Origin of the sequence: Bombella saccharophila, assembly GCF_026385475.1 — a bacterium.
Lineage (GTDB): Bacteria > Pseudomonadota > Alphaproteobacteria > Acetobacterales > Acetobacteraceae > Bombella > Bombella saccharophila.
This window is the reverse complement of record NZ_JANIDW010000002.1, coordinates 216,153-240,211: the sequence shown is the minus strand read 5'-3', so window position 1 is coordinate 240,211 and position 24,059 is coordinate 216,153. Positions and strand designations below refer to the sequence as shown.

At 54.1% G+C, this 24,059-nt stretch carries 22 protein-coding genes and 1 tRNA gene; 12 read left to right on the top strand and 11 right to left on the bottom strand.

Annotated features, from left to right (window positions below; genetic code table 11):
- Positions 1-11 precede the first annotated feature (11 nt).
- From folE to NQF64_RS05345, 4 genes are read right to left on the bottom strand one after another with little or no spacing between them, the layout of a single operon-like run.
- The gene (gene folE / locus NQF64_RS05360) at positions 12-653 is read right to left on the bottom strand and encodes a GTP cyclohydrolase I FolE (RefSeq protein ID WP_266106731.1); all 642 of its coding nucleotides are present in this window, start codon (positions 651-653) and stop codon (positions 12-14) included.
- A gap of 29 nt (positions 654-682) precedes the next feature.
- Positions 683-1,534 carry a 2-amino-4-hydroxy-6-hydroxymethyldihydropteridine diphosphokinase gene (gene folK, locus NQF64_RS05355; protein WP_266106730.1) on the bottom strand — a complete coding sequence of 284 codons (852 nt, stop codon included), beginning with the start codon at positions 1,532-1,534 and terminating at the stop codon, positions 683-685.
- Positions 1,531-2,409, bottom strand: a complete 879-nt coding sequence (folP, locus tag NQF64_RS05350; RefSeq protein ID WP_099026490.1) for a dihydropteroate synthase — start codon at positions 2,407-2,409, stop codon at positions 1,531-1,533. The genes folK and folP overlap by 4 nt, the downstream gene beginning before the upstream one ends.
- Before the next feature lie 37 nt (positions 2,410-2,446).
- Entirely contained in the window at positions 2,447-3,220 is a 774-nt protein-coding gene (locus NQF64_RS05345; protein WP_257875100.1) for a DsbA family protein, read from the bottom strand.
- A gap of 210 nt (positions 3,221-3,430) precedes the next feature.
- On the opposite strand from NQF64_RS05345, the gene NQF64_RS05340 reads away from it, so the two are divergent.
- Together NQF64_RS05340 and recA are read left to right on the top strand one after the other, a co-directional pair.
- Complete coding sequence (locus NQF64_RS05340) at positions 3,431-4,852, top strand: gamma-glutamyltransferase (RefSeq protein WP_266106729.1); 1,422 nt, start codon at positions 3,431-3,433, stop codon at positions 4,850-4,852.
- 45 nt (positions 4,853-4,897) lie between these two features.
- A complete protein-coding gene (recA, locus tag NQF64_RS05335; RefSeq protein ID WP_099026491.1) occupies positions 4,898-5,992 on the top strand; it encodes a recombinase RecA in 1,095 nt (364 codons plus the stop codon).
- Between the two features lie 52 nt (positions 5,993-6,044).
- On the opposite strand, the gene NQF64_RS05330 is transcribed toward recA, so the two are convergent.
- From NQF64_RS05330 to NQF64_RS05320, 3 genes are all read right to left on the bottom strand, one after another.
- Entirely contained in the window at positions 6,045-6,311 is a 267-nt protein-coding gene (locus NQF64_RS05330; RefSeq protein ID WP_143813617.1) for a hypothetical protein, read from the bottom strand.
- 166 nt (positions 6,312-6,477) lie between these two features.
- Complete coding sequence (locus NQF64_RS05325) at positions 6,478-7,494, bottom strand: ferritin-like domain-containing protein (RefSeq protein WP_099026493.1); 1,017 nt, start codon at positions 7,492-7,494, stop codon at positions 6,478-6,480.
- Positions 7,495-7,521: 27 nt separating this feature from the next.
- Positions 7,522-8,124 (bottom strand): ATP-dependent Clp protease proteolytic subunit, encoded by a 603-nt coding sequence (locus tag NQF64_RS05320; RefSeq protein WP_266106826.1) that lies wholly within the window; start codon positions 8,122-8,124, stop codon positions 7,522-7,524.
- Between the two features lie 308 nt (positions 8,125-8,432).
- Here NQF64_RS05320 and NQF64_RS05315 point away from each other — a divergent pair, with 308 nt between their 5' ends.
- The 10 genes from NQF64_RS05315 (at position 8,433) to NQF64_RS05270 (ending at position 20,812) form a co-directional block, all read left to right on the top strand.
- Complete coding sequence (locus NQF64_RS05315; RefSeq protein WP_266106728.1) at positions 8,433-9,398, top strand: OmpA family protein; 966 nt, start codon at positions 8,433-8,435, stop codon at positions 9,396-9,398.
- Positions 9,399-9,549: 151 nt separating this feature from the next.
- Positions 9,550-10,743 carry an LL-diaminopimelate aminotransferase gene (locus tag NQF64_RS05310; RefSeq protein WP_266106727.1) on the top strand — a complete coding sequence of 398 codons (1,194 nt, stop codon included), beginning with the start codon at positions 9,550-9,552 and terminating at the stop codon, positions 10,741-10,743.
- Positions 10,744-10,791: 48 nt separating this feature from the next.
- Entirely contained in the window at positions 10,792-12,135 is a 1,344-nt protein-coding gene (locus NQF64_RS05305; RefSeq protein ID WP_266106726.1) for a homoserine dehydrogenase, read from the top strand.
- Positions 12,132-13,136 carry a class II fructose-bisphosphatase gene (gene glpX / locus NQF64_RS05300; protein WP_266106725.1) on the top strand — a complete coding sequence of 335 codons (1,005 nt, stop codon included), beginning with the start codon at positions 12,132-12,134 and terminating at the stop codon, positions 13,134-13,136. Before NQF64_RS05305 ends, glpX begins: the two co-directional genes overlap by 4 nt.
- A gap of 18 nt (positions 13,137-13,154) precedes the next feature.
- Positions 13,155-14,978, top strand: a complete 1,824-nt coding sequence (recJ, locus tag NQF64_RS05295; RefSeq protein ID WP_266106724.1) for a single-stranded-DNA-specific exonuclease RecJ — start codon at positions 13,155-13,157, stop codon at positions 14,976-14,978.
- Positions 14,979-15,018: 40 nt separating this feature from the next.
- Positions 15,019-15,094, top strand: a tRNA-Glu gene (locus NQF64_RS05290).
- A 112-nt stretch (positions 15,095-15,206) separates the two neighbouring features.
- Entirely contained in the window at positions 15,207-16,757 is a 1,551-nt protein-coding gene (locus NQF64_RS05285) for a carbohydrate porin (RefSeq protein ID WP_266106723.1), read from the top strand.
- A 154-nt stretch (positions 16,758-16,911) separates the two neighbouring features.
- A complete protein-coding gene (locus tag NQF64_RS05280; protein WP_266106722.1) occupies positions 16,912-18,408 on the top strand; it encodes a carbohydrate porin in 1,497 nt (498 codons plus the stop codon).
- A gap of 11 nt (positions 18,409-18,419) precedes the next feature.
- Positions 18,420-19,595 (top strand): NHL repeat-containing protein, encoded by a 1,176-nt coding sequence (locus tag NQF64_RS05275; RefSeq protein ID WP_230880564.1) that lies wholly within the window; start codon positions 18,420-18,422, stop codon positions 19,593-19,595.
- A gap of 11 nt (positions 19,596-19,606) precedes the next feature.
- A complete protein-coding gene (locus NQF64_RS05270; protein ID WP_266106721.1) occupies positions 19,607-20,812 on the top strand; it encodes a Dyp-type peroxidase in 1,206 nt (401 codons plus the stop codon).
- Here NQF64_RS05270 and NQF64_RS05265 read toward each other — a convergent pair.
- Genes NQF64_RS05265 through NQF64_RS05250 form a run of 4 tightly spaced genes read right to left on the bottom strand, consistent with a single transcriptional unit; the run spans position 20,798 to position 24,048 of the window.
- Entirely contained in the window at positions 20,798-21,823 is a 1,026-nt protein-coding gene (locus NQF64_RS05265) for a chorismate transformation enzyme, FkbO/Hyg5 family (protein WP_266106720.1), read from the bottom strand. The two genes, NQF64_RS05270 and NQF64_RS05265, sit on opposite strands and share 15 nt — an antisense overlap.
- Positions 21,824-21,826: 3 nt before the next feature.
- Positions 21,827-22,561: a class I SAM-dependent methyltransferase gene (locus NQF64_RS05260; RefSeq protein ID WP_266106719.1), complete on the bottom strand. Its 735-nt coding sequence runs from the start codon at positions 22,559-22,561 to the stop codon at positions 21,827-21,829.
- A 46-nt stretch (positions 22,562-22,607) separates the two neighbouring features.
- A complete protein-coding gene (locus NQF64_RS05255; RefSeq protein ID WP_099026504.1) occupies positions 22,608-23,339 on the bottom strand; it encodes a class I SAM-dependent methyltransferase in 732 nt (243 codons plus the stop codon).
- A 40-nt stretch (positions 23,340-23,379) separates the two neighbouring features.
- Positions 23,380-24,048: a COG4648 family protein gene (locus NQF64_RS05250; protein ID WP_266106718.1), complete on the bottom strand. Its 669-nt coding sequence runs from the start codon at positions 24,046-24,048 to the stop codon at positions 23,380-23,382.
- Positions 24,049-24,059: the final 11 nt, after the last annotated feature.

Here is a 24,059-nt window from a genome sequence, read left to right as displayed (position 1 = left end):
GCACAACCACGTCAATCGCGCATCAACCCCATGACTTCCTGCCGCGCTTGGGCATCTTCAGCCCATAAACCGTAAGACCCTGTCGTGACGGTCGTAGCACCGGGGCTACGCACACCACGGAGGCTCATGCACATATGCTCTGCCTCTATCATGACCAGCACGGCTTTAGGCTCCAATATCTCCACAAGGGCTTGGACAATCTGGTCCGTTAGTCGTTCTTGTAATTGAGGGCGGCGTGCATAGCCCTCCACAACACGGGCTAACTTGCTTAGGCCCGTCAAACGCCCGCCCTCTGGCAGATACGCCACATGCGCCCGCCCGATAACCGGCAAGAGATGATGCTCGCATGTAGAATGGAAGCGAATATCCTTCACCAACACCATCCCACTATGATGATCCGCACTGAATTGCTTTTTGAGATGGTCGCGCGGGTCCTCATACAGGCCGGAGAAAATCTCCAGATACATCTTGGCTACACGCTCTGGCGTATCGCGTAGCCCCTCACGGCTAGGGTCCTCCCCTATAGCGAGCAGAAGCTCCCGCACGCCACCGGCAATGCGCTCCAACGCGTCCTCTGGCTGAATGATAGCCCCGGCTGCGCCCTCTGGCGTGGGTTTTGCCTCTGTTACTGCCTTTATCGTCTTACGCGCCATTCAACACTCCCCATCACCACATAGCCCCATTATCGCCGTGTTACATCCCCGGCTATACGCTCCATCCCTGCTAACGCCTCCGCGATGGAACGTCCAGCAATCTCAAGCTTTGGTGCGATTTCCACAAGCGGTTCTAACACAAAAGCGCGCTCAAACAGATGAGGGTGCGGCACGCTCAGCGCAGGATGCTCGATAACACGCTCCCCATAGAAAAGAAGGTCAATATCCACAGCACGCTCACCCCAGCGACGCCCCGGCATGCGGCCTAAACGCTGCTCAATCTCTTTGCATAAGCGCAATACCGTCTGCGGGGGCAGGGTCGTACGCCCTAGGGCTGCGATATTTACAAAAGGCGGTTGGTCCTCCACCCCCCACGGGGCACTATCATAAAAGGAGGAAACAGCCTCTATCTCCATCCCCTCATAATGGCCGAGCGATTCCACCGCGGCGCGTAACACCGCCTCGCGCTCCCCCAAATTCGCCCCTAAAGAAAAACCCACTTCATGCGCTCGCTGCTGCGCCACCGTCACAGAGACATCTTCCACCGGATGCGGTACAGGGGCAGACGGTTTACGCACCGTTACAGAAACCTGCTCCACCACAGCATGAGCCGCCAACACAGCATGACCAATCTGCGCGGCTAATGTCTCTATCAAATGATAGGTCGTATCATGGAACACTGCCTCAGCAATCTGGCATAGCTGGCCATAACAGACGGCCTTTTCGTAATCATCCGCACTTGTCGCAGCAGAAAGGTCCGCCTGCACATCTATTGAGATATAAAAACGCTGGCCGAGGCGTTGCTCCTCCCCATGCACACCATGAGGGCCAAAAAGGCAAAGATCATGCACACGCACATGCGATAAAGGAGCAGTAATCACGCTGTCTCTCCCACCATAGCACAAGCCGCCCCCTCATCGCGCCCAGCCAATAATGCCGCCATTGTAAGGGCATCTTTGTGCGCTTGAACATCATGCACACGCACCATACAAGCCCCCTCTGCGGCCCCATAAAGATGAGTGGCCAATGTTGCAGGCAAGCGGGCCTCCACCTCTCGGCCAAGCAACTTCCCAAAAAGCGACTTACGCGACACACCGAGCAGAATAGGCCGCTCATAATACGCCCCTAATGCGCGCATATGCCGTATTGCCCATAGATTTTGCTCTACTGTTTTGCCAAAGCCAATGCCGGGGTCCAGCATAATCTTCTCCCGCGCAATACCCGCTTGCTCAGCCAACGTAAGGGAGTGGTCAAAAAAACGTTGCCACTCATCCCATAAATCCAACTGCGGGGTAACCTCTTGTCGGTTATGCATCACTGCAACAACCGCCCCGCCTTCCGCCACGACAGAGGCCATAGCCGGGTCCGCCTGCAACCCCCACACATCATTAATCATCTGCGCCCCAGCTTTTAACGCCCGGCGTGCAACAGAGGCTTTAGTGGTATCGATAGACAATACCGCCCCCTCATCCACTAAAGGAGGAATGACAGAGGCTAGACGTATCCATTCCTCATCCGCCTCCACAGGGGTAAAACCCGGCCTTGTAGATTCCGCCCCAAGGTCCAAAACATCAGCCCCTTGGGCGCGTAATAGACGCGCTTGCTGGAGTGCCGCCTCCGGGGTGAAAAACTGCCCCCCATCGGAGAATGAATCCGGCGTGACATTCACAATCCCCATAATGAGAGGACACCGTCCCGGCGATGTGAGGTCAGACGGACCATAAGCCGCAATCTGTTCAACAAGGGTAGGTTTCATCTATCCGCACCACCTTACATACAAGGCATCGGCACGCCTAACCCTTCTGCGCAAGGGTCAAGAACTGCTCCATTTGCGCCATATCCAACGCACCGGGGGCAATTGCAGCTTGGCCAAATAGGAAGGTCGGCGTCCCTTGCACACCAACCATTTGCGCTTGATGTAAATTCGTAGCGAGCAGGCCCATAACAGCCGGGCTTGCCATATCTTTTTCAAACCGTGTTAGGTCCAGCTTTAAACCCTTCGCAATATCACGAATACGCTCCATGCTTGGCTTAGCATTGTCCTCCATTAAACGGCGGCGCATCGCATCATATTGCCCTTGAAAAGCCGCCGCATAAATCGCCCGTGCTTCCAAAATACTGGCTTCACCCAATACAGGGATGACCTTTTCCACCAAGCGCACATCAGGATGTTTTGTAAGGAATTGATCCACCAGCGGGGCCGCCTTACGGCAATAACCACAACGAGGGTCGAGGAACTCTACAACCGTAACTTGCCCTTGTGGATTACCCCGCACCGCATAAGAAGGCGCGGTGGAAAGAGCCGCCCAATTCGCCCGTACAGCCGCTTTTGCTTGGGCATCCTGCTGCGCTGTCGCTTGTTGACGGATAGACTGAATCGCATCAGAGAGGATAGTCGGGTCCGTCTTTAAGGCATTACGGACAATCTCTATAATAGCAGCACGTTGTTGGGGGTTAAAAACATCTGTTCCGGCCGCATGGGCTTGCTGCAAAAAAGCCCCTCCCCCTACAGGTAGGCCAATACATAACGCTAATGCACATGCTGCTACATAATTCTTCATGCTCATGCCTTCCAATACCTTCAATAATATGGCCCTCAGGCCGCTCCTTTTACACAAAACGGTCCAACCATCACAATTCCCATGAAAAGAGCTTGCTCTTTCCCTGCCGACCGCTTTAACGCTATGATAGCTTTTCTGGAAGCTCACCATAGCTTTCCACAGTCTGAATGACCACCTAACTTAAACGTGACCGCAAAATACTGGAGAGCCGCCACCGTGCCACAGCATGACAGCCAGACACCCTCATCCTCCTGCCTGTCTAAAAGACCAACCCGCCGGTGGGTCCGCCATTGTGCCTTACTGGCCTCTGTCAGCCTTTTAGGTGGTACACTTAGTGCATGCTCCAGCGGTAAGAGCCTTAAACATCATCTCTTTGGCCCAACAAACGCACCTAATAGCGGTATTGTTGTCGCTGATGAACCCCAAGCCGCGCTAATTGGGCGGGATGTCCTCGCCCGAGGGGGTAATGCCGCCGATGCTGCAACAGCCACAGCCTTTGCGCTCTCCGTCACGCTGCCCTCACGCGCCTCTCTTGGCGGGGGTGGGGCCTGCCTTGTCGTCCGCCCTGGCAAAGCGGCCGAGAGCATCACCTTTGTCCCTGTTAATGGCAGTGGCCCAACAGGCGATCGCCCGGCCTCCGTCCCGATGGTCGCACGCGGGTTGTTCCTCCTGCATCTACGTTATGGCTCTGTTCAATTTGGCGAGACAATCGACCCCGCCATTACCCTTGGCCAACAGGGCATTACTGTCAGCCGTCTCCTTTCAGACGATATTGCGACTGTCAAAGCACCGCTCTTTTCCAATGAAGGCATGCGCGCTCTTTTAAGCAAAGATGCCACCGGCACGGCTGTGAGCGAGGGAGATCAGCTCACCCAACCACGCCTGACCTCCTTCCTCTCCCGCCTCAAACTTGTAGGGGTTGGTGACCTCTATACAGGTGCGCTCTCTGACGTATTTGTCTCACAAGCGAACCAAGCGGGAGCGGCCCTCACGCGTGATGACCTTCGCCACGCCATACCCGGATGGACCAAAGCCCTCTCTCTCTCTGATGGGCAATATAGTCTCAATTTCCTAGCCCCCCCTGCTGATGGTGGGATCGGCAGTGCGGCGGCCTTCAGCCGTGGTCTACCAGCAGAAAATGTCGTTAATGCCTGGCGGCATTCTGGCTCGCACAACAGCCTTCGGGACGCACAAAGCTTTATTACCTCTGGCCAGAGTGATGCCACAGGCTTACCCCCGCTCCCTGCCTCAACCTCCTTTGTGGTGCGCGACGGCAAGGGTCTAAGCGTCGGTTGTGTCCTGACGGAAAATAACCTCTTCGGTACGGGGCGACTAGCTGGCAGCACAGGCGTTGTCCTCGGTGGGGCACCACGCTACTACCCCGCCCCGCTCCTCAGTGCCGCCTTTATCAGTTCGTCGCGTACCCACATGCAGGCTATCCTTGCGGCTTCTGGTCAAAATGACGCTGCCCAAGCCGTGGCTGATGGGCTACGCAACATCACCCAAAACCACATGGCTGCGACCACTACAAGCGGCTCTGGCGTGCTTAATAGCATTACCTGCACAGGCACAAATTGCACAGGTCACGCCGCTGCCAATGGTAAAGGCCTGAGCGCGCAGACCCTACCACATCACTAATCCCATCTCTTCCTACGCGACAACGCATCATAACGAGGTTTCTTCATGTCAGCAGATAAAAACGCCGAAAAAAGCAAAGCCTTAGACGGCGCTCTCAGCCAAATTGAACGCTCCTTTGGTAAAGGCTCCATCATGCGGTTGGGCCAACGCCCCAAGGAACAGGTGGATGTTATCTCCACCGGTTCGCTCGGCTTAGATATTGGCCTTGGGATTGGGGGGCTGCCACGAGGGCGCATCATCGAGATTTACGGGCCTGAAAGCTCTGGTAAAACAACCTTAGCCCTCCATGCCGTTGCTGAAGCGCAGAAAAAGGGCGGCACCGCTGCCTTTATTGACGCCGAGCACGCGCTTGACCCCATCTATGCCCGCAAGCTGGGTGTGGATATTGATAACCTCCTCCTCAGCCAACCTGATGCAGGTGAGCAAGCTTTAGAGATTGCCGACACACTCGTCCGCTCTGGGGCGATTGATATTCTGGTAGTGGACTCTGTGGCCGCTCTCGTCCCCAAGGCTGAATTGGAAGGCGAAATGGGCGATAGCCATGTCGGCCTCCATGCCCGCCTTATGAGCCAAGCTTTACGCAAACTTACCGGCTCTGTCTCCCGCTCTAACACCACCATCATCTTCCTCAACCAAATCCGTATGAAGATTGGGGTAATGTTCGGCAACCCAGAGACCACAACAGGCGGTAATGCGCTGAAATTCTATGCCTCTGTTCGGCTGGATATCCGCCGTATCGGCTCGGTCAAAGATAAAGACGAGGTGGTGGGGAACCAGACACGCGTTAAGGTAGTGAAGAACAAAATGGCCCCGCCCTTCCGTCAGGTCGAGTTTGACATCATGTATGGTGAGGGGGTCAGCAAAATGGGTGAATTGCTGGACCTCGGCGTTAAAGCAAATGTGGTGGAGAAATCCGGCGCGTGGTTCTCATACGATAGCACGCGCATTGGCCAAGGGCGGGAAAATGCCAAGCAATATCTACGCGAACATCCTGAAATGGCCGATGAGATTGAAAAACGCGTCCGCCAGAGTGCTGGCCTCATCGCTGATGATATGATGACGGGAGAACAAGAGGACGACACCGACCTTACAGGGGAAGAACTCCCCCTGGATAACGCCCCCTCAAAACGTAAAAGCTAAAATCCTTTGGTCCTATGGAGGGTATCTTCATAGGACCACACCTCCTTTATTATTATGCCTCGATATTAAACATACTCACACATTCACATCCATCAGGCAGATTGACATTACGATAACTAAAAACGCCTTTTGAATATTCATAAACCTCTAAAGAAGCTTCCCCTGCGCCTTCAATCGCAAACCGACCAGAATGACGCGTCGCTGTTTCCACTCCACGTGTCTGCGTAACGACCTCGTTCCATTCAATCGCTGCTGAAGGGACAATCACCTTCCTATCTGGCGGTATAACAAATTCCGCATATCCTGATATAGAAACCATACTATCCTTGGCCCTAGTAATTCAGCTCATATCCTACTGAGCAACCTTTTATTATCTTGCTATGAAAATGATTACCTAAAAAATAACGACATAAAAAAATCCCGCCTCGTTTTAAACGAGACGGGACAAAACTTAGCTCCACCCTTAGGCTGAGCTCCCTTGTTTTTTAGGCCGCATGCCGTGCTGTATTATCCTGGCCCGTAAAACGCCGCCACAGCTTTACACCACCTAAAGCTAAACGCGCAGCAAATGGTGCCATCTGAGGCCGTACGAGACGGGAATCATACCCAGCAAAGCGACGCTCATTCTCACGGAGGCACAACTCCATCAGCTCGACAAAATCGACCTGCTTGTCCGTCATGCTCTTTGCACCTGTAACGGTGAAGTTGTTATCCTGCGTATGCTCCACGCCATTATCATCAAAGCTACGCACCAGGCTCAGACGCTCATAAAGTAGGAAGAACAGAACACCAATAACGCGCATCTCAAACCATGGGCGACGCCAAAGCGGCATAACCGCACGATGATAAGCCAGCCAGTTTGCAAAGAGCAGAATATGGCGACATTCTTCCTGCATCACTGGCTCAAACGTCTCAATCAGCTCCATCGGGAAGAGGCCTGCCTTCTCAGCAAGAGAGAACAGCCCAAATGCAAAGAAGCTATCCCAACATTCAGAGAAACCCGTTACCAGATAAGCCCATTCCGTATCGCGTGGCTCGATATATGGCTCTTCCGGGGCCAGCGGGATGCCGTAATGCTCGACCATGCGGGCCAGCACCTCTTTATGGCGATTCTCCTCCCACGCATTACGCGCGATAGCATCTTTCACATCCGGGTCATCCAGCATCTCGGCATAGGCAGCCATACGCAGGCGCGCCTTACCCTCTGTCTGCACCGCAATATCCCAGATAGGCAAGGAAGTGATGCGCTGCATCGTCTCTGGGTCCAACTTTGGCCAAGGAATGACGGAAGGCTTGTACGGGTTAAACGTCTCACGGAACATATCAGCCATTGCCTTTTTATGCTCCGGTGTACCCGGCTTCAGCGGTCCCTTAATGGGGCTGCTCCAATGGCGGGCATCGTAATCCACCTGCTCCAACGTTTTTTCAGACGGGCTATCTGGCAGATGGGAGTAAATATCCGCCAAAGAGCTTTTACCAGCTGAATTCTTCACGTCACTCATCGATAGGCTCCTTTCTTTAACTGGGCATCAGACCTTCTTAAGATCAGCCGCGGACGAAATGATGCGGTCAACAAGCCCGTATTCAACCGCCTCCTTCGCCGACATCCAATAATTGCGGTCCGTATCACGGGCCACTTTCTCGTAAGGCTGCCCTGTTTCCCGCGCGAAAAGCCGGTTGAGGCGTTCACGCATTTTAATGATCTCGCGGGCCTCGATATCAATATCGGTCGCCGGCCCCCGCACACCGCCCATCGGCTGATGCAAAAGGAACCGGGTATTGGGAAGACATACACGCCGCGCTGCTTGCCCCGCAGCAAAGATCAATGCCCCAGCCGAGGCCACCCAGCCTGTGCCGATCATCGTCACAGGGGCAATAGAATCCACAAAGCGAATCATGTCATGGATGGTATCGCCACTCTCTACATGGCCACCAGGAGAGTTCACGTAAACCTCAATCGGCTTATCCGACTCTCCAGCAAGAGCGAGAAGGCGGCCGGTAATCTCGCGGGCCATGCGGTCATTCACCTCCCCAAAGATCAGCACTTTGCGCTGCTCAAAGAGATGGCGTTCTACCTCCGGGGCGGGAGCGGCCTTTTTCTCCTCCTCCGATCTATCCTTCTGCTCCGCCATATGAGAGGGCACCCTCTCTGAAACAGAAGTACGAGCAAGCCGATGGGCTACGGTATGTGTATCGCGTTCGTCATATGTCATCATGCGTGCTATCCTGCTCCCGCTTTGTCTCTCTGCCAAGTCATAAAAACGCACTTCTGGGTCGCTTTTTCATTATTTCCTAAGATAAAATTAGGACTCTTTTTCTCCCTTTCCTATGCAGATAAGGAATTGCGTCAAACAGCAGAGATACATATTCTGCCCCCATAAATTCCTTTGGGGCTTTCTTTTTGGGCCCTGTCCCTTTGCCCCCATCTTACGCCCGGATTATGACACGCAGCTTTTTTGATCACCTCTCCCGCCTTACTTACAACGCCCTATCCCACATCGCCTCCATAAAAAGCGATAGGGCAGCATGCCTGTTGGTTGTAATATTACCCCTTACAGCTTGCCAACATCGCGGCCCGGTGGAAATAACGCGCGACCTCTCGCATGACCTCATGGGCGGCGAGATTAAAAAACTGCACCCCCTTACACCAGGTTATAATACACCTGCCCCTAACATCGCCTTTACCCCCACCACCATTCCCGAATTCCCCAGCCCAGAAAACCGCGCCATGATTACGACTCGGCTAGAGCAAGACCGTAATCTCACCCAACATGTCGGCGCATCAGGGGGTGCATTGCCAATTGGTATGGTCAATCCCCTTCCCCCACGCACTCAACATGGCGGGGCAACAACCTTAAACAGCTCAAGCCAGCCTCCCGCATTGGAGGACACACCCGCGCCTCCTCCTGCACGAATCTCTAGCTCTGGCTCAACGCTCATCTATCAACCCATCTCCCACAAAATGCCTACTTATCTGCCAGACCCCGGGCACCCTCCTAAACCGGTACTTTTCCCCGGCTTCACGCTGCCAGATACGGCCCGCTCTCTCATCCCTAATTTTGATACCACCACCCCAACAGGGACGCTCATCCGTTTTCAATCTGGTACAGACCGGATGGTAGAAAATCAGACTGATCGTTTTAACGAGATTATCGCCCATCGCCGCCATCATCGGCTTGTCATCCGTGGCTTCGGCACCACCCTTACTGCACAAGCGGGCCTCTCTCCTACAGAGCAAGCCAATGAGATTGCCCTCGCCCTCCTACGCGCCCGGGCAGTCGCGCAGCAATTAACCCTCATGGGTGTTTCAGCAAGCGATATGCGTCTTACTGGTGAGCCTATCGGCGATGGGGTGCGCGTCTCTTACGAGCTAAACATCAAACCCACCCAAACAGCCCAACGCTAACGGGCTGTCATCGCACTCCTGTGAAATAAAAATCGCCTCATCTGCGCGAAAAACCCTTGTCGAACGCCCCGCCCTCATGAAACATGGGGCGTTCGTTTTTTGAGGTTTTAGGCCCTGCCCTATTGCCCCGCCTGTTGATTGATTGAGTGTCATGACTGAAGAATTCCACAAAATCCGCCGCCTGCCGCCTTATGTCTTTGCTGAAGTCAACAAAGCCAAAGCCGCCGCACGCGCCGCCGGGGAGGATATTGTGGATCTCGGCATGGGCAACCCAGATAGCCCACCCCCGCAGCATGTTATTGATAAATTAACCGAGACACTGCGTAACCCGCGTGTACATGGTTATTCTGTCAGCCGTGGCATCCCCGGGTTACGTAAAGCCCAAGCCGCTTATTATGACCGCCGCTTTGGTGTGAAGTTGGACCCAGAGACGGAGATTATCGCCACCATCGGCTCTAAAGAAGGCTTAGCGAACCTCGCCTCAGCCATCACTAGCCCCGGCGATACCATCTTGGTGCCTAACCCTTCTTATCCTATCCATCAATTCGGCTTCATCATTGCTGGGGCCTCTGTCCGCTCTGTCCCTGCCTCACCTGATGAGACGATGCTGCGTGCGCTCCACCGGGCTGTTCGTCACTCCGTCCCCAAGCCAACGGCCCTCATCATCAATTTCCCCTCCAATCCGACAGCCTATCTCGCCTCTAAGGAGTTTTATAAAGAGATCGTCGCCTTCGCGCGGAAGGAGAATATCTGGGTCCTCTCCGACCTCGCCTATTCGGAAATCTATTTTGGTGATGAGCCTCCTCCTTCCATCCTCTCTATTGAGGGTGCAAAGGACATCGCTGTGGAGTTCACCTCCATGTCCAAGACCTACTCCATGGCGGGTTGGCGCATTGGCTTTGCAGCGGGCAACCCGCGTTTAATTCAGGCCCTCACACGCATTAAATCCTACCTTGATTATGGGGCTTTTACCCCTGTGCAGGTTGCTGCCACGGCCGCTCTTAATGGCCCGCAAGATTATGTGGAAGATATGCGCCTGCTTTATAAAGATAGGCGCGATGTTCTTATCCGCGGCCTCCATGCTGCGGGGTGGGATGTCCCCACACCGGAGGGGTCGATGTTCGCATGGGCACCCATTCCGCCTCACTTTGCTCATATGGGCAGTGTGGCTTTCTCCAAACTCTTATTGAAGGAAGCAAAAGTCGCCGTTGCCCCAGGGTTAGGCTTTGGTGAACATGGAGATGGGTTCGTCCGTATCGGGCTGGTGGAAAATAACCAACGCCTCCGCCAGGCCACACGCTCTATTAAAGCCTTTATGAACCACCATAACGCCGTTAAATCATAACTCACTCCCCCTCTCGGGGCTTGTACCATCAGACGAAAGCCAGCGCTCATGACGACTGCCCATCACAACACTGTATCATCTCCCGCCCTTCCGCCGCTTCGGTTAGGTATTGCAGGCCTTGGGACAGTGGGGACGGGCGTTATTCGCCTATTGCGCACTCATATGGCTTTGCTCCAAAGCCGTACAGGCCGTCAGATTGAGGTTATTGCCGTCAGTGCCCGCAATCGCACACGCGATCGGGGGATCGACCTCTCCGCCCTGCAATGGTACGACAACCCCATCGCCCTTGCTGCCGCCCCTGATATTGATGTGGTAGTAGAGCTTATGGGCGGGGCAGACGGCGCGGCCCGTGCTTTGGTGGAAGCCGCCTTGAAGGCGGGCAAAGCTGTCGTCACAGCTAATAAGGCCCTTGTAGCTCGTCATGCCCAAACGCTCGCGCGTCTCAGCCATAAACATGACGCCCCACTTTTGTTTGAAGCAGCCGTGGCAGGGGGCATCCCCGCTATCAAAATGGTGCGCGAAGGGGTCGCCCCAGATGCCCTCACACGCTTAGGCGGCATCCTCAATGGGACAAGCAACTTCATCCTCACCGAGATGGCAGAAACAGGCCGCGCTTTTGATGATGTATTGAAGGAAGCCCAAGAGAAAGGCTATGCCGAGGCTGACCCCTCCGCTGATATTGATGGCTGGGATGCCGCCCATAAGCTAAGCATCCTCACGGCCATTGCCTTCCGCCCGATTCTCTTTGATAGTCTTGCCGTCAGCGGGATGCGCCGCATCACAACAAGCGATATTCATCAAGCTCGTAAGCTGGGTTATGCCATCAAAATGCTCGGTGTTGCCCGCCGTCTTGCCGATGACCGCGTAGAAGCATGGGTGCAACCCTGCCTCATCCCCGCACAATCGGGCCTCGCGCAGGTTAATGGCGTGTATAATGCCCTCACAACGGAAGGGCCTTTCAGCGGGCCGATTACCATCTCCGGCCAAGGGGCAGGGGAAGGCCCTACAGCAAATGCGGTCATGGCCGATATTATCGACCTCGCCCGTGGTCATGCCCTCCCTCTCTGGGGCCGTATGGCAGAGCAAGCCCCCATCGCGTGCGAGCCGATTGAAGGCTTGCCCAGCCGGTTCTATCTCCGCATCACGCTCAAAACCCCATCAGATGCGGTACCAGATGCTACTACGGCCCTGCGTGAGGTCCGCACTATTTTAGAAAATGAGGCCCTCCCGATAGAGAGCGGCCATCACCATATGGAGGGTGATGCTGCCCAGCTTATCTTCCTCACCGGCACCACAAGCTTGGCCGAGATTAACCGCCTCCTCCCCATTTTAGAGGAAGTCGCCTTTATCAACGGCACACCACTCGCCCTCAAGCTGGAGGATTTACCATGAGTTCCCAGCCCTCCAGCATCACACCTCATGCGTACCGTGTAACGGGGCGGAATCTGGGCCTTGACCTCGCCCGTGTGACCGAGGCCGCTGCCATTGCCTCTGCCCGTTGGACAGGCCGTGGCGATAAAAACGCTGCGGATGCGGCCGCTGTTGCAGCAATGCGTACAGCCTTTGACACTGTTGCCATCAGCGGTACAGTGACCATTGGTGAGGGGGAAATGGATGAAGCCCCCATGCTCTATATTGGCGAAAAAGTAGGCCACGGCGGCCCAGAGATGGATATTGCTGTGGACCCGCTGGAGGGAACCAATCTCTGCGCCCGTAGCCTGCCCAATGCCATCACTGTTGTAGCCCTCGCCCAAAAAGGCTGCTTCCTCCACGCGCCAGATATTTATATGCAAAAGCTCGCTGTAGGCCCCGGCCTGCCGGACGGCGTGATAGAGATTGATGCCTCTATAGGCCAAAATCTCGCTAATCTAGCACGCGCCAAACACTGCGATGTCAGCGACCTCACCCTCTGTGCGCTAGAGCGGGAACGCCATAATGAGCTTGTGGCCAAAGCACGCGAAGCCGGAGCGCGTGTCCGGCTCATCAGTGATGGTGATGTAGCCGCCGTCATCGCCACATGCTTGCCCAATAGCGGGGTCGATATTTATGCAGGCAGCGGTGGCGCACCGGAAGGTGTATTAGCCGCCGCGGCAATACGGTGCCTGAATGGCCAGATGCAAGGCCGCCTCCTTTTTGAAAACGAGGCCCAAATTACACGCACACACAGCATGATTCGCGCTGACCTCGACCCTACACAGGCCCTTACCTTGGCCGATATGGCGGCCGGTCCTGTCTTTTTCTGCGCTACAGGGGTGACCTCTGGTGATTTGCTAAAAGGGGTGGAATATCCCAACCCGCATTATATCCGCACCCATTCCGTCATGATGCGCTCAGAGAGTGGCACAATCCGCTATATGGATGCTTATCACCATTTCGACCCTCATCTCGCTTAAGGACCTTTTACCCCTTTCATGCGTGCCACCTCGCCTTCTACCACCACTCCCCCCACTACGCCGGACCTTGTTTTAAATATACAATGCAGTGCAGGGCTACGCCGCTGGGTATGGCGGCATCCCCTCCTTGCCCAAGCAGATAACAGGCTGGCCCTCGCCCTTGCCCAGAAGCTGGATATGTCCGAGCTTACAGCACGCATCCTGGCAGGGCGTGGCATCACGGTGGAGACGGTGGAATCTTACCTCCAACCCCGTTTGCGCGATGCGCTGCCAAACCCTTCTTGCCTCAAAAATATGGACGCCACAGCAGCCCGTTTGGCAGCAGCCGTGACACACCATGAGACAATCGGCATCTTAGGGGATTATGATGTTGATGGAGCTTGTGGGACGGCCCTGCTCTGCTCCACACTCACTGCTTTGGGCTGCCGGGTTTTTACCCACATCCCTGACCGCATTGCCGAAGGCTATGGCCCCAACATCCCCGCTTTAGAAGGGCTCCTCCAACAAGGGGCGACACTGCTCGTATGTGTGGATTGCGGTACCGCCGCGGTTGAAACACTCGACCATTTTGAGGGCAGGGCAGACCGCATCGTACTAGACCATCACAAGCCCGATGGTATGCGCCTACCAAAAGGGTTGGTCGTCAACCCGAATCGTCTTGATTGTGAATCCGGCCTTGGGCAGCTTTGTGCCACATCTGTTGCGTTCCTCACCATCATAGCCCTCCAACGCACACTCCGCCAGCAAGGGTGGTTCAACCACCATCCAGAGCTTGACCTTATGGCTCTGCTAGACCTCACAGCTTTAGCAACCATTTGTGATGTGATGCCCTTACAGGGGCTTAATCGCGCTCTTGTTGCCCAAGGCCTCAAAATCATGAATCGCCGTCAACGCCCCGGCTTAGCCGCACTGGCTGATATTGCCGGGGTAAAGGCCGATGCCACCGCAATGAGCTGCGGCTTTGCCCTAGGCCCGCGCATTAATGCTGGGGGACGTATTAGTAAAGCTGGGCAAGGTTTGCAGCTCCTCCTCAGCCCGACTGAGAACGATGCTCGCCCCATTGCCGAAGCCCTAGATGAGATCAACCGCAAAAGACAAACCGTTGAGAGCCATATTCTTGATGCAGCTATAGAGCAAGCCCAAACGCAGCTCGAGGCTGGCCATGCGGTTATCTTCCTCCACGGGGCGGATTGGCATCCCGGTGTGGTGGGCATTGTCGCAGGCCGGTTGAAAGAACGCTTTAACCGCCCTGCCCTTGTCGGAGCCTTGCAGGAAGGGATAGTGAAAGGCTCTGCCCGCTCCGTCACAGGGTTGGATATGGGGGCAGCCATTATTCAGGCCCAACAATCCGGGTTGCTCTTAACCGGTGGGGGGCATGCTATGGCGGCTGGCTTCTCCCTTACTGAGGAACAATGCCCCGCTTTTCACGCCTTCCTAGACGATATGCTCAGTGAGGCCCGCACTCTCCCCCCGCAAGATGATTTGCTCTTGGATGGCGTGGTGAATATTCAAGGGGCTACACCTACCCTTGCCCAACATATCGCTCAACTCGCCCCTTTTGGACCGGGAAATGAGGAGCCATTATTAGCCATCCGCGATATCCGCTGTGTTAAAGCTGATCGCATCGGTCAAGATGGCAATACATTACGGGTGATCCTCCAAGGCAGCGATGGCTATAGCCGCCTTAAGGGGTTGCTCTTTCGCGCTGGGGAAAAGCGTTTTACCCCCCTCTTAGAGGATAAGAGCCGTCCCCTCCTCCATATTGCTGGGCACTTACGGCTAGAGCGTTGGCAAGAGCGGGAAAATCTTACTTTTTTCATTTTTGACGCCGCACTGGCTTGACGCCACGCCCCATCCTGCCTATTAACCCCTCACGCCTTTAGTCCCGTTCGTCTAGAGGCCTAGGACACCGCCCTTTCACGGCGGCAACACGGGTTCGAATCCCGTACGGGACGCCATTTTCAGTATAATTGAAAATAAAGCGGCTCAGTTTCATTCAAAAAACAATTTTCTAACCTTTAACGTTACTCCTATAGTGATGCAGCCTTCCCTTTTCATTTGGAGGCTTGCATGCCCTCTCTTGCCTCCCTATCCAACATATTATCTTTATTAAAGCGCCATCTTCCCCGCATCGCTATAACAGGGTTAGCCCTGCCTCTTATTGTCCTTCCCGCTTATGCGCGTGCGCCATTGGTGAATCTCGGCAATGCCACTGCAGCGGGGGAGGACTCCTCCACGGCCATCTTTGATAACCTTTCCCACAACATCTTCGATACACCGCCTTTAGGCAGCCTTTATAGCCTGCTCTCCCCTTTCCCGAGTTGGAGCAATCACCTCACCCTCCTCGGCGCAATGGGGGGGCTGCGGACCCAAATGGCCAAAATCGGCCTTGTTCTAGCCGTTCAAGAAACATCAGAACTTTTTGGCAATATCTCTGGTGGGTTCCGTCGCGGGGCAGCTTATGACGGCATGACAACAGCCGTCCTTCAACTCAACACACAACGCGCTTTTGGATGGTCGGGCGGGACATTCCAAGTCAGTATGGAACAAATACACGGCCGTAATCTCAGTGCGGATAATCTTGGTGTGTATCAAACTATCAGCGGGATTGAGGCCGACCGCTCCACCCGTTTATGGGAGTTATGGTTTGACCAAAAATTCCTCCCCCATCACACGCTCGACATCAAAATTGGGCAGCAAAGCTTGGACCAAGAATGGATGATCAGCAATAATGCGCTGCTCTTTGCCAATACGATGTTCGGCTGGCCGATGCTCCCTTCAGCCGACCTCCCCGGTGGTGGCCCAGCCTCTCCTCTTGCCAGCCTTGGGGGACGTGCCCGGTATCATGTCGTAAAGCCACTCTACATCCAAGCAGGCATCTTTAGTGGTAGCCCCGCTTATGCCCGCACTGGCGATGCCCAAAAGAGCAACCGCTCCGGCACAAGCTTTGTCCTCAATCGCGGTATATTTGCTATTGCAGAACTCCAATATGCGCGTGGCGAGCTAAAACATATCGCCTCACCTGAGGAAGCCACAACCCTGCCCTATGTCTATCGTCTAGGCGGTTGGTATGATTCCGAGCCCTTTGCTGACCAATATGGGGATGAACATGGCATCGCCCTAAGCTCCCCCCAAAGTACCGGTAGGGCACGCCTCCATCGTGGGGCCTTTAGCCTCTATGCTGTGATGGACCAAACACTCTGGCACAGCCATCACAATTTAAGCCGCGCTCTGGCTCTCTTTGCCCGTGTAATGGGCACCCCACAATCAGACCGTGTGCCGATTGATTTCAGCATGAATGCTGGCCTCACCCTCAAAGCCCCTCTCCCCGCTCATCCTTATGATGTGCTGGGCCTTGGCATGGGCTACACCCATACAAGCCATAGCCTTGCCCAATATGACCGCGCTGTACAAACACATACAAATCGCTATAGCCCTGCTCAAGGCAGCGAAACCTTTATGGAGCTAATGTATCTTGGCCAAATGACAGGTTGGCTCCAACTCCAGCCGGATTTTCAATATATCTTCAACCCCTCTGGGGGCATCCCTAATCCGCTCCATCCCACACGGCGTATTAAAAATATCGCCGTCTTTGGGCTGCGCGCAAACATTACGTTATAAAAACAAATATACTCCATAATGCCCCATCCTACGTCAAAATGGAGTGACAGAAGATAGCGTTACTATTTTGTTGCGAATGATTATTAGAATCGTTGACTTTTAGAAAAGCTTTTTTATATCTGTAATAAATATTACCCATGAGTTGGACATCATCATGACCCCTCCTCACACCGCTCTGCTGGATAGACAATCACCCCTAAAACGTTTCCTAAAAGCAATGAGTCTCGCAGGGGCGAGTGCCCTCCTCTTAGCTGGACATATAGCTTATGCCCGTGCGCCGATGGTCAATATCGGCAATGCGGCCGCTGCGGGTGATGAATCATCAGATGGTGTATTTGGCTTCCTCTCCAACTGGAAGCGCGATGCCAACCTTCTTGGCAATATGTGGGGCTTACGCACAGAGATGGGCAAGGCCGGGCTTGTCCTTGCTATCCAAGAAACATCGGAGCTTTTTGCCAATGTCTCTGGTGGGTTTCATAAAGGCCCTGCTTATGATGGGCTGACAACGGCCGTCCTGCAAATGAACACACAACGCGCTTTTGGCTGGTATGGCGGGACCTTCCAAATCAGTATGGAACAAATCCATGGCCGTAGTTTAAGTGCTGATAATCTTGGTGTGTATCAAACTGTCAGCGGGATTGAGGCCGACCGCTCCACCCGCTTATGGGAAATGTGGTTTGACCAAAAATTCCTCGACCAACAGACTCTTGATATTAAAATTGGCCAACAAAGCTTGGACCAAGAATGGATGGTCAGCAATAACGCCCTCGTCTTTGCCAATACGATGTTCGGCTGGCCGATGCTCCCCTCTGCCGACCTCCCCGGCGGTGGCCCGGCCTATCCGCTCTCCAGCCTTGGGGTACGCGCACGCTATTGGGCTGCCACGCCGCTTTATATTCAAGGAGGCGTGTTTAGCGGCAGCCCCGTCCATAACCGTACAGGCGACCCCCAACAACATAATCGCTCTGGCACAAGCTTTACGCTCGACCGTGGGGTGATGGCGATTATGGAGTTCCAATATGTCTATCCGGGCCTTGGGGCTATGGTCTCCCCCGATGATGCTGACGCCCTCTCCCGCGTTTATCGCATCGGAGGCTGGTATAATTCCGAGCCTTTTGCCGACCAATATTGGGATACAAGTGGCACATCCCTCGCCTCCCCCGATAGTAATGGAACCCCACGCAGGCATAGAGGGGCCTTTAGCCTCTATGCCGTGGTTGACCAAATGCTCTGGCATAGTCACTTCGACCCTAACCGCACCTTCAATATGTTTGCCCGCGTTATGGGAACGCCGCAATCACACCGCGTGCCGATTGATTTCAGCATGAATTTTGGCTTCACCTTAAAAGACCCTCTCCCCTACCGCCAAGATGATACGTTAGGCCTCGGGATGGGCTACACCCATGTTAGCCACGCCCTGGCAAAATATGATCGCGCCGTGCGGAACTATTCTGGCACCTATAACCCTACCCAAACCGGCGAGACCTATATGGAGCTGATGTATCAATGCCAGATGACAGGCTGGCTCCAACTTCAGCCGGACTTCCAATATCTCTTTAACCCCTCTGGGGGCATCCCCAACCCACTCCATCCCACACGGCGCATTAAAGATATTGCCGTCCTTGGGCTACGCGCCATCATTGCTCTGTAAGGATAGACATCATGCGCATTAAACCGCTCTCCTCTCGCCCTTTTACCCTCCTTACTCTCGGCTTCTTGCTAGGCTGGCAGCTCTCCTCCACGCAGGCTCAGGCTGCCCCAAAAGGGTTTTTAGAGACCATCCACCGCCATGCCATGCTCGCTTCCACTAGCCCCGGTAATGGCGACCTCAACCCTTATGCAATTTATGTTGTCCCCCAAGATATGGGAAGCCTGAAGAAAGATGAGGTACTTGTTACTAATTTTAACAACGTCAATAATCTACAAGGTACAGGCACAACCATTGTTGCTTACTCTCCCGTAACGAAAAGCGTACGCCTCTTTGCCAGCGCGCCCGCTCATCTCGCCGCCTGCCCCGGTGGTATAGGCTTTACTACGGCTCTCACAGTGCTCAAATCCGGCTGGGTGATTGTCGGCAGCACCCCCAGCAAAGATGGCACAACCGGCACAAAGGGCGATGGTTGCTTGCTCGTCTTTGATGCAAACGGCACCTTTACCACGGCATGGAAAGGCCCGCTCATCACTGGCCCATGGGGCAATATTGCCAGCGTCGATAATGGCGATAAGGCAGTGCTTTTTATCTCCATGGCCGCAGCGGGCTTGCCCAGCCCTTATGTGAGCGACCCTGTCACCCATTATCCCCCCATCTTACATAATGCGACAGTGGTACGCTTTAACCTCGACATCCCCGCAGGCAAGCCCCCTGTTATCGCCCAACAAACCGTCATTGCCAGTGGTTTTGCTGGGCGTGCGGACCGCGATAACTTCCTCTTTGGCCCCACAGGCTTAGCCCTAGATACTGATGGCACATTATACGTCACCGATGGCTATGATGAGGAAGTCACCGCTATTGATAACGCCCTCACCCGCACCGAGCCTGTAACACGCCAAAATGATGCTGTTGGGCGCATTATCACCAAAGGCAAATTGCTCAACTGGCCTTTAGCGATGATTTGGGTCCCCGGCCATCATTTGCTTGTTGCCAATGGCCGTAATGGGCAAGTGGTAGAGATTGACCCGGTGGCGAAAAAACAGCTTTACGCCCAATGGGTAGATAATGACCAAGCCCAGCAACCACCCGGTAATGGCGACCTCTTTGGCCTTGCTATGACACCAGATAATAAGGGTTTTTATTATGTCGAAGACGATATGAATACCCTCAATGTCAGCCTACCATAAGGGTGAAAGCCATGGCTCATCTCCTCACACGCCGTAAAGCTCTAGGCACTGCTCTTAGTATGGCTGGGCTGGGCTGCCTCGCCCCGCGCCATGCTTGGGCGACATCCCCCGCAGAGTTCCTCCATCAACCAGGTATTACCCTGCCACAACTGCCTTTTCTCTATTTCCTCACGCTGGATATCACGACCGAGAACCGCCATGATGTTGCCCAGCTTATGCAACGATGGACGGACGCCGCAGCGGCTCTTATGGCAGAGAAGCCCATCCCCGACCTTGTTGATTCTGATGAAACATACGGCCTGCCTCATCAGGCCTTAACGCTGACCTTTGGCTTTGGCCCCACCCTTTTTACCAAAGAGGGGAAAGATAGGTTCGGCCTCGCTGCCCAACGGCCCGCCCCCTTAGCCGACCTCCCCCGCTTTACAGGGGACCAGCTTGTCCCCGCCCATACGGGGGGCGATTTGTGCATCCAAAGCTGTGCCGATAATCCGCAAACGGCTTTTCATGCCATCCGCATCCTCACCCGCCTTGCTGATGGCATCGCCACACCACGTTGGGCACAAACGGGCTTCCTCCCTGATTTTGGGCCGCACCAAACGGGCCGCAATCTTATGGGCTTTAAAGATGGGACCATGCAGCCCAATATTGCCGACCCTGCTGTTGCTAAGCGCGTCCTCTGGGCCGCAGATGATGATAAAGCATGGATGACGGGTGGGACCTATCTCGTTGCCCGGATTATCCGCATTGCCCTAGAGCATTGGGACCGCACGAAAACCAGCTTCCAAGAGGAAACAATGGGGCGGCAAAAACGCAGCGGGGCCCCTATTGGGGGGCATCATGAGTTTGAGCCCCTCACCCTCAAGCAAACCGATAAATACGGTAATCCCATCACGGCGGAGGCTTCCCATGCACGCCTTGCCGCCCCAGAAGAGAATGGCGGAGCCGAGTTTTTAAGGCGCGCTTACTCCTACGATAATGGCCTAAGCTACATCGCAGAGCGTTGGCCCCCGTGGCGACAGGGCAATGAGTTTGATACTGGCTTGATGTTCCTTGCCTATCAGCAAGACCCACGCAAAGCCTTCACCCGCATTTTTGAGCGTATGGCAAAGTTCGATATGATGAACCAATACACAACCCATATTGGCAGCGGTCTGTTTGCCTGCCCCGGCTATCGTAAAGGTCATTATCTCGGTGAGGACCTGCTAATGACGCGCTAAGAGAATACCCTCTACCTCTACCAACAGCTCCGCTCGGCAAATATCTGCCACCAAGAGCGGGGCTTGACCAGCAGGACACGGAAAAGCACGCTCTATTGCCGCTTGCACAACAGACACATCCTTAGGATGACGCACATAGAGCTTCATGCTCTCAAACCGACCAGCCTGAAGACACGGAAAGCGTTTCTCTGCTGCCGCACGCAGGCTATGGATTGTCTCAATTGTAATGGCAAGTTGCTCATCAAGCGTATGACCAACCGATTCATGCCCACGAATACTAGCCGTGCCAGAAAGGTAAAGGACTGTCTGGCTCTCACCCTCCATCACTGTAGCCCGTGCAAAAGACGGGGACCGCCGCCCATAACGTGGTGGATAATGATAAGCAGGCAACTGAGATGGGTTTTCTACATTCACGCCCTGCATGACACGATGAGCAATAAGATAAACAGCCACTCCTCCCGCGGGCAACCCAATCCCTGTCGCAGCAGGTAGGGCCGTAAGCTCTACCCCCAGCGCATCGAATGCCTGCGCTCGCCCGCGGCAGAAATCGCGATAGCGCTCCTCCCCATACTCATTATCCTGATTGATCGCCCCTAAATAATTCCACATCCGATAAATATGGGGGAAGCCCTTCTGCCGGCTTAATGTGATCAAACGCTCATAATGTGTTTGTACTGCATCGCATAATTCTGGCTGGTCTTGCACCCAAAAAGCTGCAAACAACACATCACCTTCGCAGCTCCAACCTATGCCAGATTCCTTACCGACCATACGCGGTATAATAGACGCTGCGCCCTCAGCCTGTTGTTCTCCTATCTGCATAGGATGCCATGTTTCATAAAGAACAGGCGAAGGGCCGGGAAGGGTCATAAAAACACATCCCTGTGCGACCTCTACCCCAGCTTCATCGCCCCCATAACGCACGCAAGCCAGAGGGTTATGCGCTGTCTCAACAGGCGTACCCCTCGCATAATGGGGCACCAATACCCGCCGCTTAAAAGACGATGTCACAGCTTAGACGCGCCCCATATAAGCACGGAAAATCCCCAACGCGACATCACAGCGCACATCCTGAAACCCCGCAGCTTCCATCGCGGCCATAATCTCCTGATAAGACACACAATGATCTATCGTATCCCAATAATAATCCATCAAACGACGACTAGCCCGCGAGGCCGCCACACCAGAGAGAAACGGCACAACACGCCCTAAATAAAACTGCAAAAGCTTTTGAACGATTTTATGCTCTGCCCGGCTGATCTCCAAAATCAAAACACGACCGCCAGGCTTCAACACACGATGGTAAGAGGCAAACGTTTGCTGTAAATCCGCTACATGCCGCAACGCATAGCCCATGCTGAGGAAATCGATACTCCCATCAGCAAAAGGCAATGACATCGCATTCCCTTGCACAAGAGAAATAGGTAAAGAATGACGGCATTGCTGGAGCATCCCAAAGCTCATATCCAGCCCGGTCACCTTTTCTGCGCCCACAATGGCCATTGCCTCGCGCGCAACAAGGCCCGTCCCCACCGCGACATCTAAAACATTTTGGCCTGCCCTTAACCCCGCCTTGTGCAACATTTGCCGGCGATAACGACCACCCGTCCCTAACGAAAACAAAGCGTTGATACGGTCATAATGGCTGGCTGTTTCATCAAACAAACCACTAACGAATTCTTCGCGTTCTTCACGATGTGTATAAAAGCGCGATAAAACAGGATGAGGAGATTTAGGAGAATTAGACATGCCGCCTCCTTAGCACATCCGACAATAAATGCATCTACTATCCCTCTTACACACACCCCATATATGCGTGAAACACACCACAAGAGACCTCGCACCGTATATTATGAAACCCCGCACGCTCCATCGCTGCGATCACATCGTGGCGAAATACACAGCTCTCTAGCGTATCCCAATAATAATTCATCAGGCCGCGACTCGCCCGATACGCCGCTTGCCCCGATAAAAATGGAACAACCCGTCCTAGATAAATATGCAATAATTTATGCAATAGACGGCTCTCCGCCCGCCCAATCTCCAGGACCAAAATCCGCCCGCCCGGTTTTAACACACGGCGGCAAGCAGCGAAGGTTTGAGTCAAATCTTCCATCAAACGCAACGCATAACCTAGACTAAGGAAGTCAATACTCTCATCGCCAAAAGGAAGGGACATCACATCCCCCTGCACAAGCGAAATAGGCAAAGCGCGTTGGCATTGCTGGAGCATACCCCAACTTACATCCACCCCTATAACATGCTCCGCCCCTATAATAGCTACCTCCTCCCGCGCGATGAGGCCTGTGCCAATAGCCACATCCAAAACAGTTTGCCCCGGCTGCAACCCCGCACGCCTGAGCATACGACGACGATACCAACGACCCGTCCCTAGAGAAAATAAGCTATTTATCCGATCATAATATATTGCCACGTCATCAAATAAACCACGCGCCATAATGCCCTCCCGCATGTCCCCAGGCACAAAAGACGATGAGCGTTGTGAAGAAAATGTACTATCAGACATGGCCTATTTCATCACATATGAGTGAACTATTTAAGACCTATCAGAATAGAGAGTTCTTTCTCATAAAAACAACACGGCTTGCCATAATATTTTGCTTTAATGTGGCATGTTGATAGTGACGGATAATCACCCGCCGCAGAGGCATCTCACCACAAAATAAAAGCAATGCCACGCCCAACGTACCGCCGCGTATGGGGATATGCCACCATCCTTGCTGTGGCGCATAGAGCCACAAAATAACCGGGGCCCCCAAGGCGATCATAAAAAAGCCGCTCCACACCCATGTTAGGATGATCGTGTAACGCCGTATATCCTGGCGCAAAGGCCCGTGTACTGCCTCAGCTAATTGTGTGATAAACGCCGTCTGCCCCCGCCGTAAGGAGCGTACAAACATCATAAACGGCCCCAGCAAAGCCAGCGCATAAAGTAAGAGCTGGTCCCCCAGCCGCACAAAGCCCGGCCATAACCCACCGGCTACCCCTATAAACAATAATAATCCATAACCCCAACACACCCGGTATGGCAGCAACATCACAAGCTGCATCATCATACCCAACCCGACACATACTGCCTGCCACTGAGGCCCTCCGATTGTCAGATTCACCACTCCTACACCACTAGCAAATATGACAATCCGCCAAAGCCAAGCCCTACGGCTCTTGCTGCCTGCTACACCCGGTGTTAAGAGGTCACAGCTTTTGCCCTTCATATAAATGGATG